Genomic DNA, 18,666 nt, shown 5'->3' on the forward strand with positions numbered 1-18,666 from the left:
GCCGGATGCCGAGCGGGCTCGGCTCAGGAGCGCGGGGCCGCCGGCGATAGTCTGAACTGCGTGAACGCAGAGCACCAGGCCATCACCCGGGGGCCCCGCGCCTACCTCTCCTTCATCGGCATCGGGCTTGCAGCGGGCCTGCTCTCGGGGCTGTTCGGGGTGGGAGGCGGCACGGTGATCGTGCCGCTGCTGGTGCTGCTGCTCAGCTTCGGTCAGCGGATCTCAGCCGGCACGTCGTTGGCGGCGATCGTCCCGACCGCGAGCGTCGGCGTCATCTCGTACGCGATGTCGGGCTCGGTGGCATGGCTCCCCGCGCTGATCCTCGCCGCCGGCGCGGTGGTGGGTGCGCAGATCGGCTCGCGGCTGCTGCCCCGCGTCTCGCAGACAGCCCTGCGCTGGGGCTTCGTCGCCTTCCTGCTCGTCGTCATCGTGAGCCTCTTCATCGTGATCCCCTCACGGGCCGCCGAATTCGAGCTCGGCTGGCTCAACGGCATCGCGCTCGTGGCGGTCGGCGTGGTCACCGGCGTCATCGCGGGACTGATCGGCGTGGGCGGCGGGGTGGTCGTCGTCCCCGTTCTCATGCTCGGCTTCGGCACGAGTGACCTCGTCGCCAAGGGCACCTCCCTGCTGATGATGATCCCGACAGCCGTCTCTGGGACCATCGGCAATCTGCGTCACCACAACGTCGACCTGGTGGCGGCCGCCCTGATCGGCGTCTCCGCCTGCACGACGACCGCGCTCGGCGCCTGGCTCGCGACGATGATCGACCCCTTCGCCGGCAACATCCTCTTCGCGGCGTATCTCGTCGTGATCGCCGTGCAGATGGCGCTGAAGGCACTGCGGTCGCGCACCCGCTGAGGCATTCGCACGGCCCGCCAGGCAGAGCGCGTTCAGGGCTCCCCGTTAGGATCGTGGGGTGCCCGTGAACAGTGAACTGGTCGGCAGGGAGTTCCCGCCGACGGCCCCGTACCTCGTCGGCCGTGAGAAGGTGCGCGAGTTCGCCCGCGCCGTCTTCGCCGACGCCCCGCAGCACATCGATGTCGACGCGGCTCGTGCCGCAGGCTACTCCGATGTCGTGGCGCCGCCCACATTCCCGATGGTGATCCAGGACCTGACTCTGCAGCAGCTGCTCAGCGAGCCCGACTCGGGCATCGTCCTCGCGCGCACGATCCACGCCGAGCAGCGCTTCCGGTACACGCGACCGATCGTCGCCGGAGACGAGCTCACCGCGCAGCTGGCCGTCACGGGCATCCGGTCGATGGGCGGCAACGCGATGATCACGAGCGAGGCGAGCATCACCGATGCCGCGGGCGCGCACGTCGTCACGGCCGTCAGCGTGCTGTTGGTCGGCTCCGACAGCGAAGGGGAGGCCGCGTGATGGCCGAGTTCACGGTCGGTGACGTCATCGCCGAGCGCATCGTGCACCTCACCCGCGAATCGCTCGTGCGCTACGCCGGCGCCTCCGGCGACTTCAACCCGATCCATTACCGCGATGACGTGGCCGCCGCGGTGGGCCTCCCCGGCGTACTCGCGCACGGGATGCTGACCATGGGCATCGCCTCGTCGGTCGTGCTCTCCGCTCTGCCCGCCGACACGCGCGTGGTCGACTACGGCGTCCGCTTCACCAAGCCGGTCGTGGTCGACGCCGAAGCGGGCGCCGACGTGCAGATCGTCGCGAAGGTCGGCGCCGTCGACGAGGTCGCTGCGCGCATCGATCTCACCGTGAAGGCGGCCGAGACGACCGTGCTCGTGAAGGCCCAGCTGCGGGTCGCGCTCTGACATGGCATCCGCCGACGTGATCGAGGTCACCCCCGTCGCCCTGCGCGAGCTCACCACGCTGCGCACCGGCGCGGCCCCGCAGCGGATGCTCGAGGCGCGCACCCGCGAACAGCTGCTTGCCGCGCTGCAGGATGTCTGGGCAGCCGGTGAGGACTGGTTCGTGCTGGGAGGCGGATCGAACCTGTTCGTCGGCGATGCGCCCTTCGAGGGCACGGTGATCCGTGTGCTCACCGAGGGCATCGAAGAGCTGCCGTCGCCGCACGAGGGCCGCGTCCGGCTGCGCGTGCAGGCCGGACACAACTGGGATGCCCTGGTCGCCTACACCGTCGAGCGCGGTTACGCCGGCATCGAGGCGATGAGCGGAATCCCCGGCACCGTCGGCGCCGCTCCGGTGCAGAACGTGGGGGCGTACGGGCAGGAGATCCAGGAGACGCTCGTCGAGGTCGAGCTGATCGACGAGCACGAACACACCCCCGTCGTGCTGCCGGCGGCCGATCTCGGCCTGGGCTTTCGCACCTCCGTGCTCAAGCACCACTACGGCGAGGCCGAGGGCCGGCGCGCCGTGATCGTCTCGGTGACCCTCGACCTCGCCGTCACGGGCGATGCGGGGCGCGTGGTGCGCGGCGAGCAGCTGCGCCGAGCCCTGGGACTGGAGGGCTACGAGGCCGTTCCGCTCGCCTGGGTGCGCTCCCGGATCCTCGAGACGCGCGCCGCGAAGGGCATGCTGCTCGACGCCGACGACCCCGACACGTGGAGCGCCGGCTCGTTCTTCCAGAATGCGATCGTGCCCGAGCCCGTGGCGCGGACCCTCCCGCCGGAGTGCCCGCGGTGGCCCGTCGAGCCGGATCTCGACTCGGTGACCGTCATCCCGCTGGATTCGTACTACGGACTCGCACCGCGGGAGGAGAAGCCCGTCGCCTCGGTGAAGGTCAGCGCCGCATGGCTGATCGAGAACACCGGCATCCGCAAGGGATTCCGTCTGCCGCAGTCCCGCGCGGGGCTGTCGACCAAGCACGCGCTCGCGCTCAGCAACAGGGGCGGCGCGACCGCGGCCGAGCTGAGCGAGCTGGCCAGGTTCATCCAGAGCCGCGTGCACGCCGAGTTCGGCCTGCTGCTGCAGCCCGAGCCGGTGCTCGTCGGCGTCGACCTGTAGATCGAACGGGGCACCGCGCGTACACTCGCCGGATGGCCGGACTGATCCCGTATCTGCTCTTCCCCGGCAGCGCCGCAGAGGCGCTGTCGTTCTACGCATCGGTGTTCGGCGGTGAGACGCGGCTGTTCACCTATGCCGAGGCGGGGCGCGCCGACGGTCCCGGCGACGCGATCGCGCATGGCATGCTCGACGGCCCGATCGAGCTGGCGGCGGCGGATGCCGCGGCCGGCGAGAGCACGGTGTCGATGAACGGCATGTTCTTCTCGCTTCTGGGTGCCGCGGAGCCTGAGACGCTCGCGGCGTGGTTCGACGCGCTCGCCGAGGGCGGCAGCATCATCGACCCGCTGCAGAAGCGCCCGTGGGGCGACCACGACGGCACGCTCGTCGACCGCTTCGGCGTGCCCTGGCTCATCGGATACCAGGGCTGACGGCAGACCCCGGTATCGAGTGTCGAGTAGCCGGTGACCGACCTCAGACCGAGAAGAGGCGCTGCAGGCGCTGCACGCCCTCGAGCAGCTGGTCATCTCCCAGTGCGTACGACAGGCGCAGGTAGCCCGAGGGGCCGAAGGCCTCGCCCGGCACGACGGCTACCTCGGCCTCGTCGAGGATGAAGTCGGCGAGCTCGAGCGAGGTGGTCGGCGTCACGGTGCTGCCGTCGCGCCGCGTCCAGGTGCGGCCGAGCAGACCCTGCACGTCGGGGTAGACGTAGAAGGCGCCGGTCGGGGTGGGCACGACCATCCCCTCGATCTTCGACAGCTCCGCCACGATCAGCTTGCGACGGCGATCGAACGCCTCGCGCATCTTCTCGGCTTCGTCCTGCGGGCCGTTCAGAGCCGCGATCGCGCCGCGCTGGGCGACGTTGTTGACGTTGCTCGACAGGTGCGACTGCAGGTTCGCGGCGACCTTGATGGCGTCCGCGGGTCCCACCATCCAGCCGACCCGCCAGCCGGTCATCGCGTAGGTCTTCGCGACGCCGTTGACGAGGATGGTCTGGTTCGCGATCGCGGGCAGCGCCTCGACGATCGAGGTGGCCTTCGCACCCTCATACGTCAGGTTCTGGTAGATCTCGTCGCTGATGACCCAGATGCCGTGCTCGAGCGCCCACTCGGCGATCGCCTTCGTCTCGTCGGCGGTGTAGACCGAGCCCGTCGGGTTCGACGGCGAGACGAACACGAGCACGGTGGTGCGCTCGGTGCGCGCGGCCTCGAGCTGCTCGACGGTGACCTTGTACTCCTGGTCTGCGCCCGCGAACACCTCGACGGGCACGCCGTCGGCCAGCTGGATCGCCTCGGGATAGGTCGTCCAGTACGGTGCGGGCAGCAGCACCTCGTCGCCGGGGTTCACGACCGCCTGGAACGCCTGATACACCGACTGCTTGCCGCCGTTGGTGACGATGATCTGCGACGGCGAGACCTCCAGGCCCGAGTCGCGCAGCGTCTTCGCGGCGATCGCCTCGCGCAGCTCGGGAAGACCCGCGGCGGGGGTGTAGCGGTAGTTCGCCGGGTCGGCGAGGGCCTTCGCCGCCGCATCCACGATGAACTGCGGCGTCGCGAAGTCGGGCTCGCCGGCGGCATACGAGATGACGGGCTTGCCCTCGGCCTTGAGGGCCTTGGCCTTGGCATCCACCTTCAGAGTGGCGGATTCGGCGATGGCGGACAGTTTGCGGGAGAGAGGGGCGCGTTCGGTCACGCCTCCGATCGTACTCGCGGCGGCGGGCGCCGCACCGGTCGGATTCGCAGGCGAGAAACCGCGAAACCGCGCGATCCGGAGAAATCGGGATTCTTGCTGGGTCGGGTGCGCGATGCCCGATGCCGTGCTCAGTGCTCGACGAGCACGCCGTCGTCGTCGGCGTACACTCGCGCACCCGGGCGGAAGGTGACGCCGCCGAACTCGACCGTGACGTCGGCCTCGCCGGTGCCCTGCTTGCCGCTCTTGCGCGGATTGGTGCCGAGCGCCTTCACGCCGAGTGGCATGGCCGATATCGCGACGCTGTCGCGGATGCAGCCGTGGATGACGACGCCGGCCCAGCCGTTGTCGATCGCGAGCTGCGCGATCATGTCGCCCATCAGCGCCGTGCCGTACGACCCGTCGCCGTCGACGACGAGCACGGCGCCCTCGCCGGGGGACGAGAGCAGCGACTTCAGCAGCGCGTTGTCCTGGAAGCACCGCACCGTGCGGATCGGGCCTTCGAATGAGCTGCGCCCGCCGAACGAGCGCAGCTGAAGGGACAGGGACTGCAGGTCGTCGCCGTGTACGTCGTAGAGGTCAGCGGTGGATGTCATGACTCACTCCTATCAGGGACCCTCGTCGGGCTCACATATGGGGCCCCTGAGCCTGCCGAAGGGCGGTTTCGACATTCTCAGAGGCCCAAGGCGTGCGCTTCGACAGGCTCAGCGTCCCAGGATGGGGCCCTGAGCCCGCCGAAGGGCGGGTCAGCTGAACTGGTTCATGGTGTTGTGCTGGCCGCCCGCCTTCAGCGCGGCCTCTCCCGCGAAGTACTCCTTGTGGTTGTCGCCCAGGTCGGAGCCGGCCATGTTCTGGTGCTTCACGGTGGCGATGCCGCCGCGGATCTCCCGCCGCTGCACCCCCTTCACGTACGCGAGCATGCCCTCGTCGCCGAAGTAGCCCTTCGCGAGGTCGTCGGTCGAGAGAGCCGCCGTGTGGTACGTCGGCAGCGTGATGAGGTGGTGGAAGATGCCCGCCCGCGCGGACCCGTCGCGCTGGAAGGTGCGGATCCTCTCGTCGGCCAGCGCCGCGAGCTCGGTGTCGTCGTACTCGACGCTCATCAGCCTGTCGCGGTCGTACGCCGACACGTCCTCGCCCCGCTCGGCGAGCAGGTCGTACGCCTGCTGGCGGAAGTTCAGCGTCCAGTTGAACGACGGGCTGTTGTTGTAGACCAGCTTCGCGTTCGGGACCACCTCGCGGATGCGGTCGACCATCTCCGCGATCTGCTCGACGTGCGGCTTCTCGGTCTCGATCCACAGCAGATCGGCGCCGTGCTGCAGCGAGGTGATGCAGTCGAGCACGACGCGGTCGGCGCCGCTGCCCGCGCGGAACTGATACAGATTGCTGGCCAGCCGCTTCGGGCGCAGCAGCCGGCCGTCGCGCTTGATCACGACATCGCCGTCGCCGAGGTCGGCCGGTGCGATCTCCTCGACGTCGAGGAACGAGTTGTACTGATCTCCCAGGTCGCCCGGCTGGCGCGAGACGGCGATCTTCTGCGTGAGGCCGGCGCCGAGCGAGTCGGTGCGCGCGACGATGATGCCATTGTCGATCCCGAGCTCGAGGAACGCGTAGCGGACCGCGTTGATCTTGGCGATGAAGTCCTCGTGCGGCACGGTGACCTTGCCGTCCTGATGACCGCACTGCTTCTCGTCCGAGACCTGGTTCTCGATCTGGATGGCGCAGGCGCCGGCCTCGATCATCTTCTTCGCGAGCAGGTACGTCGCCTCGGGGTTGCCGAAGCCGGCGTCGATGTCGGCGATGATCGGCACGACATGGGTCTCGTGCTCGTCGATCTGCGACCGGATGAACTCCGCGGCCGTCTCGTCGCCGGCAGCCCGAGCGTCGTCGAGCTGGGTGAACAGCAGGTCGAGCTCACGGGCATCCGCCTGCCGGAGGAACGTGTACAGCTCTTCGATCAGCGCGGGGACCGCGGTCTTCTCGTGCATCGACTGGTCGGGGAGCGGGCCGAACTCGGAACGGAGGGCCGCGACCATCCAGCCCGACAGGTACAGGTAGCGCTTGTTCGTCGACTTCAGGTGCTTCTTGATGGAGATCATCTTCTGCTGCCCGATGAAGCCGTGCCAGACGCCGAGCGACTGGGTGAACGCCGAGGAGTCGGCGTCGTACTCCTGCATGTCGCGGCGCATGATGTCGGCCGTGTACTGCGCGATCTCCAGCCCGGTGCGGAACCGGTTCTGCGCGCGCATGCGCGCTGCCGACTCGGGGTCGATGGCGGCCCAGCCCGCGCCCTGCGCGTGCGTGAGCTGCCGGATGGCATCGATGTCGTCCTGGTAGCGGGTCATGGCATGTCCTTCGTGTGGGGAGGGATGGTCAGTCGTTGTCGGTCAGGTAGCGCGAGTACGCCGGCAGGGTGAGGAACGCGGGGAACTCGGGGCGCAGAGTCACCTCGCGGAAGATCTCTGCGGCATCGTCGAACCGGTCGCCCTCGTATCGCGCCGCCTGGGCGAGCACATCGCGGATCAGGCCTTCGACATGGTCGACGGTGATCGCCGTGCCCTCCTGGGTGCGGCGATCCTGGTGGATCCACTGCCACACCTGCGAACGGCTGATCTCGGCGGTCGCGGCGTCTTCCATCAGGCCGTCGATGGCGACCGCGCCCTGCCCGCGCAGCCACGCCTCGAGGTAGCGGATGGCCACCGAGACGTTCTCGCGCACGCCGGCATCGGTCACCGGCCGGCCGATGCGCAGGTCGAGCAGCTGCGCCGCCGTCACCTCGACGTCGTCGCGCCGGCGGTGGAGCTGGTGCGGGCGCTCGCCGAGCACCGCGTCGAACTCGGCCCTCGCGACGGCGACGAGGTCGGGGTGTGCGACCCAGGTGCCGTCGAACCCGTCGCCGGCTTCGCGGCGCTTGTCTGCGGCGACCTTCTGCAGCGCGTGCTCCGTGGCCGCGGCGTCGCGTCGGTTCGGGATGAAGGCGCTCATACCGCCGATCGCGTGCGCTCCGCGCCGGTGGCAGGTCTTCACCAGCAGCTCGGTGTACGCCCGCATGAACGGCACCGTCATGGTGACCTCGCTGCGGTCGGGCAGCACGAACCGCGCGCCGCGCCCGCGGTAGTTCTTGATGATCGAGAAGATGTAGTCCCAGCGGCCGGCGTTCAGGCCCGCGCAGTGGTCGCGCAGCTCGTAGAGGATCTCGTCCATCTCGAAGGCTGCCGGCAGCGTCTCGATCAGCACCGTCGCGCGGATGGTGCCGTGCGGGATCCCGATGTACTCCTCGCTGAACGAGAACACGTCGTTCCACAGCCGGGCCTCTTCGCGGGACTCGATCTTGGCGATGTAGAAGTACGGGCCCCGCCCCGCGTCGATCAGCGCCCGGGCGTTGTGGAAGAAGTACAGCCCGAAGTCGATCAGGGATGCGGATGCCGCCAGCCGGCGGCCCGTGCGGTCGGTGAACTCGACGTGCTTCTCGGGCAGGTGCCAGCCGCGGGGGCGCATCACGATGGTGGGCGTCTGCTCGGCGGTGACCCGGTATGCGCGGCCGTCGGCGCTGGTGTGGGTGAGCTCGCCGCGGATCGCGTCGCGCAGCGTCAGCTGGCCGCCGATGATGTTGCGCCACGTCGGGCTGGTGGCGTCCTCCAGGTCGGCCAGCCACACGCTGGCACCGGAGTTGAGGGCGTTGATCGTCATCTTCGGATCCGTGGGCCCGGTGATCTCGACCCGGCGGTCTTCGAGACCGGGCCCAGCTCCGGCGACCCGCCAGTCGGCGTCGTCGCGGATGTGCGCGGTGTCGTCGCGGAAGCGCGGGTCGTGGCCGTTGCCGATCTCGAACCGACGGCGCATCCGATCGGCGAGGCGATCGTGGCGCCGCCCGCCGAAGCGGTGGTGCAGCTCGGTGAGGAACGCGATGGCCTCCGCGGTCAGGATCTCGTCCTGGCGGGCAAGGCGTGGTCCGGTGATGTGCAGGGTCGGGCCGAGGTCGGCGGAGACGGCAGCGGCGGCGGTACGCGCGGGGGCGGTTGCAGGGGCAGTGCTCATGGTCGTTCTCCTCCGTGAGATGTTCGGTCGGCCAGGCGGCTGACGGGGGGCGTGGCATCCACTGTGCGTGAAGAAATACACCCCTGATGGCCGAATGGTCGGAGAAGTTCGGATGAATTTCTGTTTCTGTGACAGACTGCGTTCATGATCGACGACTCCGACGCGCTCACCATCGGCCGCCGCATCCGGCAGCTGCGCCTCGCCCGCGGCATGACGCTGGAAGATCTCGCCGCGCGCATCGGCCGCGCGCCGAGCCAGGTGTCGATGTTCGAGACGGGCAAGCGCGAGCCGAAGCTCACCCTCCTGCAGACGATCGCCAGGGTGCTCGACACGACCCTGGACGGGCTGCTCGAGGGCGAGCCCCTCGATGAGCGCGCGACCCGCGAGATCGCGCTCGAGCGCGCCATGAAGGGCCAGACGTTCCAGGCTCTGGGCATTCCGTCGTTCCGGATCGGCAAGTCGCTCTCGAATGACGTGATCGACGCGATGCTCGCGCTGCACGGCGAGATCGAGCGGCTGCGCGACGAGCGCGCCGCGACGCCGGAGGAGGCTCGCCGCGCCAACCTCGAGCTGCGCCATCTCATGCGCCGACAGGACAACTACTTCGCCGAGCTCGAAGCGCAGGCGCGCGAGATCCTCGACGCGGTGGGTCACCCGGGCGGGCCGCTGACCCAGCGCACCGCGTCGGAGATCGCGGCCCACCTCGGCTTCACGCTGCACTACGCGCCCGACCTGCCGCAGTCCACGCGCAGCGTCGCCGATCTCGCGCACGGTCGGCTGTACCTCTCCAGCAGCGTTCCGGCGAAGGGCGACGCGCGCACGGCCGTGCTGCAGGCGCTGTCGAGCCGCATCCTCGGTCACTCCGAGCCGCGCAGCTACGCCGAGTTCCTGCGCCAGCGCGTCGAGACGAACTACCTCACCGGCGCCCTGCTCGTGCCCGAATCCCACGTCGTGCCGGTGCTGCAGGACGCCAAGGAGCGACGCGCCATCTCCATTGAAGACGTCCGCGACGCGTACTCGGTCTCGTACGAGACCGCCGCGCACCGCTTCACCAACCTGGCGACCCGGCACCTCGGCATCCCGGTTCATTTCCTCAAGGTGCACGAGTCGGGCACCATCACCAAAGCGTACGAGAACGACGACGTGAACTTCCCGACCGACCGCCTCGGCTCGATCGAGGGGCAGATGTGCTGCCGCCGGTGGACGAGCCGCGAGGTGTTCGACGTCGACGACCGCTTCAACCCGTACTACCAGTACACCGACACGGGCAACGGCACTTACTGGTGCACGGCGCGCGTCGAGCCGTCGAGCGAGGGCCTGCACTCGGTGAGCGTGGGTGTGCGTTTCGACGACACGAAATGGTTCGTCGGCCGCGACACGCCCAACCGCGGCGTGTCGAAGCACTCCGTCGAGACGTGCTGCCGGCGCGCGCCCGCCGAGCTCGAGCGGCGCTGGCGCGATCAGTCGTGGCCGAACGTGCGCACGCCGCGCACCCTGCTGGCGACGCTGCCGACCGGGTCGTTCCCGGGCGTCGACACGACCGATGTGTACGAATTCCTCGAGGCGCACGCACCGCGCTGAGGTCGCGCTGTCAGCCGGCCGCGCGCAGCGTCGCCCACAGCTCCGCCCGCGCCGGGAACGAGGTGAGGTCGGTGCCGAGCAGGACAGCAGCCTGCGCGATGCGGCTGCGCAGCGTGTGGCGATGGATGCCGAGGGTCGCCGCGGTCTGCTCTGCGCGCGCGTCCTGCTCGAGCCAGACCCGCAGGGTGCGCTCGAGCTCCGCCCCGGTCGTCGCGTCGTGCGTGCGCAGCGGCGCGAGCCTCGTGCGCGCCAGGGTCCGCGTCTCGGCCGAGACGAGCGCGTCGAGCACTCCGCCGGATTCGACGTCGTGATACTCGATCACGCCGTCCCCGCCGGAACGCTGCAGAGCGGTCGTCGCCTGCGCATGCGCATGCGAGAACGCGCTGTACTCGGCCGGCTCGGAGACGCCGATCCGGATGCCGAATCGCCCCGCCACCTGGTCGAGCAGCGCTCTGGAGGATGCCCCCAGGCAGATCGTCAGCCCGTCGGCGTCCTCCGCCACGAACGACACCGTGCCGCCGACCGCGCGCTGCCGCTCGAACCAGCCGACGATCGCCTCGACCGGCGCGTCGGCGGCGGTCGCGACGACCATCGGCGCCGGGGGCAGGGCTCCGAGCGTGCGCCGGGCGAGGGTCGGATCATCCGCCCGCAGCGAGGCGAGCAGCTGAGTGTGCATGCGGCGGCGCCCGCGGGCGAGCTGCTCGCTCTGCTCGAGCGCCAGGCCCGCCATGGCGATCACGGTCGTGATCACGGCGCGCGCCTCGGCGTCGATGGGGCGCAGATCGACCGCGATGACGCCCTTCAGCTGCGAGCTGCGACCGAGGGTGTACAGCGTCACGGTGCGCTCGCCCTCCTCGAGCGAGCGCGTCGCGGTCGTCCCTCGGCCGAGCAGCTCGGCGACGGCATCCGCCACCGCATCCGCGCCGCCGGCGAGAGAGGCCGGATGCTCCTGAGCGATCGTCCCGCTCGAGTCGAACAGCCCCACCCAGCAGCCCATCCGCCGAGCGAGCTCGGCGAGGGTCGCCTCCAGGCCGCGCGGCCGCAGCGCCGCGACGGCGAGAGCGCGCTGCACCTCGAGCGCCCAGGTGCGCCGAGCGTACGCGTGCGACGCCATCGCCTCCGCGTGTGCTCGGGCGACGGCGAGGAACGGGATGTCGTACGGCACGTCGAACAGCGCGAGCCCCGACGCCGCACACGCGGCGACGAGCTCGTCGGGCGGTCCCACCCGGTGCACACCCGAGCCGAAACCCAGCGCTCGCACGCCGCGGTGCACGAGACGGGCGACGTAGTCGCCGACCCCGCGCTCGTCGTGGTCGGCGAACTGGCTGCCGGTGGTCATCAGCACGAGATCATCGGCGAGGAACGGCGTCGGGTCGACCAGATCCGAGCTGTGCACGCCGCGCACGGGGCGGTCGAGTGCCCCGTCGGCGAGGGAGCGCTCGGCGGACACCAGGCTCAGGCGCAGATCCCCGTTTCCCAGCAGCGTGCGCAGCGTCGGCGGGGTGGCGATCTCCACGGGATCTCCTCATGTTGTACAACGCGGCGAATGGATGATCAGAAGTGTACGCTGCGGCGAATGCGTCCCGTCGGGCCGAGTCGTAGCCTCGCCTCATGACCCTCATCGACGAGACCTCCACGATTCCCGCAGGCGGACCCACCCTCGAGCAGGTCCGTCGTGTCGTCACCGACCTGCCCGGTCCGCGCTCCGCCGCGATCCTCGCCCGCAAGGCCGACGCCGTCGCCGCCGGAGTCGCGCACTCGATGCCCGTCTCGGTCGTCGCCGCCGGCGGCGGTGTCGTCGTCGACGCCGACGGCAACTCGCTCATCGATCTCGGGTCCGGCATCGCCGTGACGAGCGTGGGCAACGCCCACCCGAAGGTGGCAGCCGCCGTCGCCGCCCAGGCCGCGCAGTTCACGCACACCTGCTTCATGGTCTCGCCGTACGAGTCGTACGTCGACGTCGCCGAGGCGCTCAACCGCCTCACCCCCGGCGACTTCGCGAAGAAGACGGCGCTGTTCAACTCGGGTGCCGAGGCTGTCGAGAACGCGATCAAGATCGCCCGCAAGCACACCGGACGCCAGGCCGTCGTCGCCTTCGACCACGGCTACCACGGCCGCACCAACCTCACCATGGCGCTGACCGCGAAGTCGATGCCCTACAAGTCCGGATTCGGACCGTTCGCCCCCGAGGTCTACCGCGTTCCGGGCTCGTACCCGTACCGCGACGGGCTCACCGGCGCCGAGGCGGCCGCGCGCGCCATCACCCTCATCGAGAAGCAGATCGGTGCCGACAACCTCGCCGCCGTGATCATCGAGCCGATCCAGGGCGAGGGCGGCTTCATCGTCCCGGCAGACGGATTCCTCGACGCGGTCGTGGCCTGGTGCCGCGCCAACGGGGTCGTCTTCATCGCCGACGAGGTGCAGACCGGCTTCGCTCGCACCGGTGCGATGTTCGCCAGCGAGATCTTCGGCATCGAGCCCGACCTGATCACCACGGCCAAGGGCATCGCCGCCGGCCTGCCCCTCGCCGGCGTCACCGGCCGTGCCGAGATCATGGACGCCGCCCACGCCGGTGGCCTGGGCGGAACCTACGGCGGCAACCCGATCGCCTGCGCGGCCGCGCTCGCCGCGATCGACGCCTTCGAGAACGACGGGCTCATCGAACGGGCTCAGCAGATCGGTGCGGTGCTCACCGACCGCCTCGGCGCGATCCGCGAGAACGACCCGCGCCTGGGTGACATCCGCGGCCACGGCGCGATGATCGCCGTCGAATTCGTCGACCCCGAGACCGGCGCTCCGGATGCGGCCCTCACCGCCGCCGTGGCGAAGGCGTGCGTGGCCGAGGGCGTCATCATCCTCACCTGCGGCACCTTCGGCAACGTCATCCGCTTCCTGCCGCCGCTGTCGATCGGCGACGACCTGCTGAACGAGGGCATCGACGTCCTCGCCACCGCGCTCCAGGGCGCCTGAGACGGTCGGCCGCGACCCTGGTCGGGGGATCAGGGGTCGCGGCCGACACACCCCGACTCGTACATTCCGCATCAAAGGAGATCACCCATGGCAGAGCACGAGATCACGCGCGACGTCGTCATCGTCGGCGCGGGAGCCGCCGGCACCACAGCGGCGAACGAGCTGCGCAGGGCCGGCCTGTCGGTGGCCGTGCTCGAGGCGCGCGACCGCGTCGGCGGCCGGCTCTGGACCGACGAGATCGAGGGCGCGATGCTCGAACTCGGCGGTCAGTGGGTCTCGCCCGATCAGGACGCGCTGAAGGAGACGATCGCCGAGCTGGGCCTCGAGACCTTCGACCGCTACCGCGAGGGCGACAGCGTCTACGTCGGTCCCGATGGTGCGGTGCACCGCTTCACGGGAGAGATGTTCCCCGTGTCGGCCGAGACAGAGGCCGTCATCGCCGAGATCACCGAGCGCCTCGACGCGATGGTGGCCGAGATCGACCCCGACCGTCCGTGGGAGCACCCGAACGCCGCGGAGTGGGACTCGATCACCTGGGATGCCTGGCTGCGCCGGCAGACCGACGATGACGAGGCCGTCCGAAACCTCGCCTTCGCCACGGGCTCCGCCATGCTCACCAAGCCGACGCATGCGTTCTCGCTGCTGCAGTCGCTGCTGATGGCGGCATCCGCCGGGTCGTACTCGAACCTCGTCGACGCGGACTTCATCCTCGACAAGCGCGTGGTCGGCGGCCTGCAGCAGGTTCCGCAGCTGCTCGCCGAGCGCCTCGGCGACGACGTCTTCCTGAACCAGCCGGTGCGCACGCTCGAGTGGTCCGACCAGGGAGTGGTCGCGCACGCCGACGGCATGACCGTTCGCGCGACGCACGCGATCCTCGCGCACGCCCCCGTGCTGTACGACCGCATCTCGTTCGTGCCGCCGCTGCCGCGCCGCCAGCACCAGCTGCACCAGCACCTGTCGATGGGCTTCGTGATCAAGGTGCACGCCGTGTACGACCGCCCGTTCTGGCGGGAACAGGGCCTCAGCGGCACCGCGTTCAGCCCCTACGAGCTCTCGCACGAGGCGTACGACAACACCAACCACGGTGACGAGCGCGGCACGCTGGTCGGCTTCGTCAGCGACCAGAACGCCGACGACCTGTTCACGCTGAGCGCCGAGGAGCGCAAGGAGCGCATCCTCGAGTCGCTGTCGCACTACTACGGTCCCGAGGCGAAGAACCCGGTCGTGTACTACGAGAGCGACTGGGGCAGCGAGGAGTGGACCCGCGGAGCCTACGCCGCGAGCTTCGACATGGGCGGCCTGCACCGCTACGGCGCCGACCTGCGCACCGCCGTCGGCCCGATCCACTTCGCGTGCAGCGACATGGCCGGCGCCGGGTACCAGCACGTCGACGGTGCGATCCGGATGGGGCGCCTCGCCGCCTCGCAGATCCTCGAGAAGGCCGGCGCCGAGGTCGCCGAGGCATGACCGGGTCGATCGTCGTCGGATACACGGCGACGGACGAGGGCGCCGACGCCCTCGCCCTCGGGGCCAGGCTCGCGCGCAGCATCGACGCGCATCTCGATCTCGTCATCGTGCTTCCGCCCGAGGGCACCCGCAGCTCGGCCGTGGTGCCCCCGGAGCGCGCTTTCGAGGAGCACGTGCGCGCGCAGGCCGAGGCGTGGCTGCGGACAGCGGTCGCTCAGGTGCCCGCCGATGTCCGCTGCCTCGGACACGTGCGCTTCAACGAATCCTTCGCCGAGGGCATCATCGCCGCCGGCGAGGAGTTCGACGCGCGGCTCCTCGTCGTCGGGGCGGCCAACGGCACCACCCTCGGCCGCCACCGCCTCGGCTCCGTCGCCTCCGAACTCGTGCACTCCTCGCCCATCCCCGTCGCCCTGGCACCCGCAGGCTCCCGCGACAACGCGGACGCCGAGATGCCGATCCCGCGGGTGACGGCGGCCGTCGGCACCCGTGCCGGCGCCGACGCGCTGGTCGAGGAGGCGGCCCGCCTCGCGGCAGCCGCCCACGGCACCCTGCGTCTCGTCTCGCTCGTGCCGTTCGACGTGCCGGCCGGCCTCGACACCGGCGCGATCACCCTCGCGCAGAACGCGCACGGAGAGGACGTCCTGCAGCAGGTGCGGGCAGCCCTCCCCGAGGGCATCGACGCCGAGGTCGAGCGTGCGGCAGGAGACAGCGTCGAAGACGCCGTGGCGCACCTGCGCTGGCATCCGGGAGAGGTCGTCATGGTTGGCTCCAGCCGACTCGCCCAGCCCCGCCGGCTCTTCCTGGGATCGACTGCGGCGAAGATGCTGCACGAGCTTCCCGTACCCATGATCGTCGTCCCGCGCACCCGCGCTGAAGCAGGAGAACGTTGATGTCCAGCACCGATCGGGCGATGGCGCCCGACTCCGGAGTCACGACCGGTATCTCCCGCAAGGGTCTCAGCGTCGGCACCGTCGGCGTCCTGGGTGCCCTCGTGATGGGCATCTCGTGCATCGCCCCGGCGTACACGTACACCGCCGGGATCGGCGGAGCGGTGGGCGCCGTCGGGTTCCAGGTTCCGGCCATCCTGCTGCTCGGCTTCATCCCGATGCTGCTCGTGGCCTTCGGCTACCGCGAGCTCAACAAGGCCATGCCCGACTCGGGCACCAGCTTCACCTGGGCCACCCGCGCCTTCGGCCCGTACGTGGGGTGGATGGCGGGGTGGGGCCTGATCGTCGCGACGATCCTCGTGCTGTCCAACCTCGCCGGCATCGCCGTCGACTTCCTCTTCCTGCTGATCTCGCAGATCTCCGGCAACGAGGAGATCGCGTCGATCACGCGCAACCCGTTCGTCAACGTCGCCGTGTGCCTGATCTTCGTGGCCCTCGCGACCTGGGTGTCGTACCGCGACGTGTCGACGTCGCAGAAGCTGCAGTACGGCCTGGTCGCCTTCCAGGTCGCGATCCTCGTGCTCTTCTCCGTGATGGCGATCGTCGAGACCGTGCAGGGCGGCGCGTTCGAGGCGAACCTGCCCGAGTTCGCGTGGTTCAACCCGTTCGAGATCCAGGGCGGACTCTCGATGATCGTGATGGGGCTGTCGGCATCCGTCTTCATGTTCTGGGGGTGGGACGTCACCCTCACGATGAACGAGGAGGCGAAGGACCCCGAGCGCACGCCGGGCCGCGCCGCGATGCTCACGGTGGTCTCGATCATCGCCATCTACCTCCTGCTCACCATCAGCAGCCTGATGTACTCCGGCATCGGCGATGAGGGCCTCGGTCTGACCAACGAGGACATCGGCGGCAACGTGTTCTTCGCGCTGTCCGGTCCGGTGATGGGCAGTCTCGCCTTCCTGCTCTCGCTCGCGGTGCTCACCTCGTCTGCCTCGTCGCTGCAGTCGACGTTCATCTCGCCGGCCCGCACCCTGCTCGCCATGGGGCACTACGGCGCGATGCCCCGGAAGTTCGCCCGGGTCAACCCGCGCTTCTTCACCCCGGGCTACGCGACGATCGTGTCCGCGTTCGTCGCGGGCGGGTTCTACGCCGTGATGCGCTTCCTCAGCGAGGACGCGCTGTGGGACACGATCCTCGCGCTGGGCATGATGATCTGCTTCTACTACGGCATCACGGCGCTCTCGTGCGTGTGGTACTTCCGCCGCCAGTGGTTCGACTCGGGCAAGGACTTCTTCTTCAAGTTCGCCAGCCCGCTCGTCGGCGGCATCATCCTGCTCGTGCTGTTCGTGATCACCGCGGTCGACAGCCTCGCGCCCGACTACGGATCGATCGCCATCGGCGTCGACGCCAACGGCGAGGGCGGCATCGGCATCGTGTTCTTCATCGGCGTCGGCCTGCTCGTCTTCGGCGCGGTGCTGATGTTCGTGCAGCGGATCTTCGCCCCCGCCTTCTTCCGCGGCGAGACGCTGAGCGTGGACGCCCCGCCCAGCGCCCGCCGCCGCTGACCATCCTTCCCACAGAATCGAGATGACCATGACACTCGCATCGAACGAGCAGGAACTCCTCTCCCGCGTCCCCGGCGGCCTCTTCATCGGCGGGCAGTGGACGGATGCCGAGGAGGGGCGCACCTTCGACGTGCGCGACCCCGCGACGAACGAGGTGATCGCGTCGATCGCCGACGCGACGCCCGCCGACGGCATCCGGGCCCTCGACGCGGCCGTCGCCGCGCAGGACGCCTGGGCGGCCACCGCCCCGCGCACCCGCAGCGACATCCTGCGCCGCGCCTTCGACCTCGTGCAGCAGCACAAGGAGGACCTCGCGCTGCTGATGACCCTCGAGATGGGCAAGCCGCTCGCCGAGGCCCGCGGCGAGGTCGTCTACGGCGGCGAGTTCCTGCGCTGGTTCAGCGAGGAGGCCGTGCGGATCAGCGGCCGCTACGGCAGCAACCCCGAGGGCACCGGTCAGATGATCGTGTCGCAGCGCCCGGTCGGCCCGTCGTTCTTCGTCACCCCGTGGAACTTCCCGTTCGCGATGGCGACCCGGAAGATCGCCCCGGCGCTCGCCGCCGGCTGCACCGTCGTGATCAAACCCCCGGCCCTGACCCCGCTGACCACCATCTTCTTCACGAAGCTGCTGGAGGAGGCGGGCTTGCCCGCCGGCGTCGTCAACGTGGTGCAGACCTCGCGCTCCGGCGCGCTGTCGGGCCCGATCATCGCCGACCCGCGGCTGCGCAAGCTCTCGTTCACGGGGTCGACCGAGGTGGGTCGCAAGCTCATCGCACAGGCGGCCGACGGCATCCTGCGCGTGTCGATGGAGCTGGGCGGCAACGCCCCGTTCGTCGTCTTCGAGGACGCGGATCTCGACAAGGCGGTCGACGGCGCGATGGCCGCGAAGTTCCGCAACATCGGACAGGCCTGCACCGCAGCCAACCGCTTCATCGTGCACCAGGACGTCGCCGAGGAGTTCGGCCGTCGGGTGTCCGAGCGCGTGCAGGCGATGAAGATCGGCCGCGGCACCGAAGACGGCGTGGCCATCGGCCCGCTGATCGACGAGGACGCCGTCGCCAAGGCGGAGGAGCTCGTGGGCGACGCCGTCGACCGCGGCGCCCGCGTGCTCGCCGGCGGCAAGGCCGTCGAGGGCGCCGGCACGTTCTACGAGCCCACCGTGCTCACCGATGTGGTCGCCGGCAGCGCGATCCTCCGCGAGGAGATCTTCGGGCCCGTGCTCGCCATCGCGACCTTCGCCGACGAGGCAGAGGCCGTGCGGCTGGCGAACGACACCGAGTACGGACTCGTCTCGTACGTGTTCACCGAGGACCTCGCCCGGGGCCACCGGATGATCGACGCGCTGGAGACGGGCATGATGGGTCTGAACGTGGGCGTCGTCTCGAACGCCGCGGCTCCCTTCGGCGGTGTGAAGCAGTCCGGCATCGGCCGTGAGGGCGGCGCCGAGGGCATCCACGAGTACCTGTCCACCAAGTACACCCTGATTCCGAACAGCTGACCCGCGAGGTGGGCCCGCGACCTGGTCGCGGGCCCACCTCAG

General features: G+C 70.0%; 16 protein-coding genes. 11 read left to right on the plus strand and 5 right to left on the minus strand.

Going from position 1 to position 18,666, the window contains the following annotated elements:
• The first annotated feature begins 60 nt into the window (after positions 1-60).
• Genes AB0O65_RS11670 through AB0O65_RS11690 form a run of 5 tightly spaced genes read left to right on the plus strand, consistent with a single transcriptional unit; the run spans position 61 to position 3,360 of the window.
• A complete protein-coding gene (locus AB0O65_RS11670; protein WP_271639537.1) occupies positions 61-858 on the plus strand; it encodes a sulfite exporter TauE/SafE family protein in 798 nt (265 codons plus the stop codon).
• A gap of 58 nt (positions 859-916) precedes the next feature.
• A complete protein-coding gene (locus AB0O65_RS11675; RefSeq protein WP_271639538.1) occupies positions 917-1,378 on the plus strand; it encodes a MaoC family dehydratase N-terminal domain-containing protein in 462 nt (153 codons plus the stop codon).
• Positions 1,378-1,779, plus strand: coding sequence for a MaoC/PaaZ C-terminal domain-containing protein (locus AB0O65_RS11680; RefSeq protein WP_271639539.1), 402 nt, complete (start codon positions 1,378-1,380; stop codon positions 1,777-1,779). The genes AB0O65_RS11675 and AB0O65_RS11680 overlap by 1 nt, the downstream gene beginning before the upstream one ends.
• A 16-nt stretch (positions 1,780-1,795) precedes the next feature.
• A complete protein-coding gene (locus tag AB0O65_RS11685) occupies positions 1,796-2,932 on the plus strand; it encodes a UDP-N-acetylmuramate dehydrogenase (protein WP_363385505.1) in 1,137 nt (378 codons plus the stop codon).
• Between the two features lie 32 nt (positions 2,933-2,964).
• Positions 2,965-3,360: a VOC family protein gene (locus AB0O65_RS11690; RefSeq protein WP_363385295.1), complete on the plus strand. Its 396-nt coding sequence runs from the start codon at positions 2,965-2,967 to the stop codon at positions 3,358-3,360.
• 43 nt (positions 3,361-3,403) lie between these two features.
• Here AB0O65_RS11690 and AB0O65_RS11695 read toward each other — a convergent pair whose 3' ends face one another.
• The 4 genes from AB0O65_RS11695 to aceB form a co-directional block, all read right to left on the minus strand.
• Positions 3,404-4,621 carry a pyridoxal phosphate-dependent aminotransferase gene (locus AB0O65_RS11695; protein WP_363385298.1) on the minus strand — a complete coding sequence of 406 codons (1,218 nt, stop codon included), beginning with the start codon at positions 4,619-4,621 and terminating at the stop codon, positions 3,404-3,406.
• Between the two features lie 128 nt (positions 4,622-4,749).
• Positions 4,750-5,214, minus strand: a complete 465-nt coding sequence (gene rraA / locus AB0O65_RS11700) for a ribonuclease E activity regulator RraA (RefSeq protein WP_363385301.1) — start codon at positions 5,212-5,214, stop codon at positions 4,750-4,752.
• A 150-nt stretch (positions 5,215-5,364) separates the two neighbouring features.
• On the minus strand, positions 5,365-6,960 hold the full coding sequence (locus AB0O65_RS11705) for an isocitrate lyase (protein WP_363385304.1): 1,596 nt from the start codon (positions 6,958-6,960) through the stop codon (positions 5,365-5,367).
• A 28-nt stretch (positions 6,961-6,988) separates the two neighbouring features.
• A complete protein-coding gene (gene aceB / locus AB0O65_RS11710) occupies positions 6,989-8,653 on the minus strand; it encodes a malate synthase A (protein ID WP_363385307.1) in 1,665 nt (554 codons plus the stop codon).
• Positions 8,654-8,797: 144 nt separating this feature from the next.
• Here aceB and AB0O65_RS11715 point away from each other — a divergent pair, with 144 nt between their 5' ends.
• Positions 8,798-10,234, plus strand: coding sequence for a helix-turn-helix domain-containing protein (locus tag AB0O65_RS11715; RefSeq protein ID WP_363385310.1), 1,437 nt, complete (start codon positions 8,798-8,800; stop codon positions 10,232-10,234).
• A gap of 10 nt (positions 10,235-10,244) precedes the next feature.
• Here AB0O65_RS11715 and AB0O65_RS11720 read toward each other — a convergent pair whose 3' ends face one another.
• Positions 10,245-11,750, minus strand: a complete 1,506-nt coding sequence (locus AB0O65_RS11720) for a PucR family transcriptional regulator ligand-binding domain-containing protein (RefSeq protein ID WP_363385313.1) — start codon at positions 11,748-11,750, stop codon at positions 10,245-10,247.
• A 95-nt stretch (positions 11,751-11,845) separates the two neighbouring features.
• On the opposite strand from AB0O65_RS11720, the gene gabT reads away from it, so the two are divergent.
• The 5 genes from gabT to AB0O65_RS11745 all read left to right on the plus strand — a co-directional run bounded on the left by gabT (position 11,846) and on the right by AB0O65_RS11745 (position 18,624).
• The gene (gene gabT, locus AB0O65_RS11725) at positions 11,846-13,204 is read left to right on the plus strand and encodes a 4-aminobutyrate--2-oxoglutarate transaminase (RefSeq protein WP_363385316.1); all 1,359 of its coding nucleotides are present in this window, start codon (positions 11,846-11,848) and stop codon (positions 13,202-13,204) included.
• An 87-nt stretch (positions 13,205-13,291) separates the two neighbouring features.
• Positions 13,292-14,671, plus strand: coding sequence for an NAD(P)/FAD-dependent oxidoreductase (locus AB0O65_RS11730; RefSeq protein ID WP_071643848.1), 1,380 nt, complete (start codon positions 13,292-13,294; stop codon positions 14,669-14,671).
• The gene (locus AB0O65_RS11735) at positions 14,668-15,561 is read left to right on the plus strand and encodes a universal stress protein (protein WP_191712789.1); all 894 of its coding nucleotides are present in this window, start codon (positions 14,668-14,670) and stop codon (positions 15,559-15,561) included. The genes AB0O65_RS11730 and AB0O65_RS11735 overlap by 4 nt, the downstream gene beginning before the upstream one ends.
• The gene (locus AB0O65_RS11740) at positions 15,561-17,126 is read left to right on the plus strand and encodes an APC family permease (protein ID WP_363385320.1); all 1,566 of its coding nucleotides are present in this window, start codon (positions 15,561-15,563) and stop codon (positions 17,124-17,126) included. The genes AB0O65_RS11735 and AB0O65_RS11740 overlap by 1 nt, the downstream gene beginning before the upstream one ends.
• Before the next feature lie 28 nt (positions 17,127-17,154).
• The gene (locus AB0O65_RS11745; protein WP_071643874.1) at positions 17,155-18,624 is read left to right on the plus strand and encodes an NAD-dependent succinate-semialdehyde dehydrogenase; all 1,470 of its coding nucleotides are present in this window, start codon (positions 17,155-17,157) and stop codon (positions 18,622-18,624) included.
• Positions 18,625-18,666: the final 42 nt, after the last annotated feature.

It is taken from the genome of Microbacterium sp. NPDC077391, from assembly GCF_040686955.1.
GTDB lineage: Bacteria > Actinomycetota > Actinomycetes > Actinomycetales > Microbacteriaceae > Microbacterium > Microbacterium commune.

Excerpts from the sequence above, each read along its gene's own strand:
- AB0O65_RS11690 (WP_363385295.1), top strand. The coding sequence starts at position 2,965 with ATGGCCGGACTGATCCCGTATCTGCTCTTCCCCGGCAGCGCCGCAGAG.
- aceB (WP_363385307.1), bottom strand. The coding sequence starts at position 8,653 with ATGAGCACTGCCCCTGCAACCGCCCCCGCGCGTACCGCCGCCGCTGCC.
- AB0O65_RS11730 (WP_071643848.1), top strand. The coding sequence starts at position 13,292 with ATGGCAGAGCACGAGATCACGCGCGACGTCGTCATCGTCGGCGCGGGA.
- rraA (WP_363385301.1), bottom strand. The coding sequence starts at position 5,214 with ATGACATCCACCGCTGACCTCTACGACGTACACGGCGACGACCTGCAG.
- AB0O65_RS11680 (WP_271639539.1), top strand. The coding sequence starts at position 1,378 with ATGGCCGAGTTCACGGTCGGTGACGTCATCGCCGAGCGCATCGTGCAC.
- AB0O65_RS11715 (WP_363385310.1), top strand. The coding sequence starts at position 8,798 with ATGATCGACGACTCCGACGCGCTCACCATCGGCCGCCGCATCCGGCAG.
- AB0O65_RS11735 (WP_191712789.1), top strand. The coding sequence starts at position 14,668 with ATGACCGGGTCGATCGTCGTCGGATACACGGCGACGGACGAGGGCGCC.
- AB0O65_RS11705 (WP_363385304.1), bottom strand. The coding sequence starts at position 6,960 with ATGACCCGCTACCAGGACGACATCGATGCCATCCGGCAGCTCACGCAC.
- AB0O65_RS11745 (WP_071643874.1), top strand. The coding sequence starts at position 17,155 with ATGACACTCGCATCGAACGAGCAGGAACTCCTCTCCCGCGTCCCCGGC.
- gabT (WP_363385316.1), top strand. The coding sequence starts at position 11,846 with ATGACCCTCATCGACGAGACCTCCACGATTCCCGCAGGCGGACCCACC.
- AB0O65_RS11740 (WP_363385320.1), top strand. The coding sequence starts at position 15,561 with ATGTCCAGCACCGATCGGGCGATGGCGCCCGACTCCGGAGTCACGACC.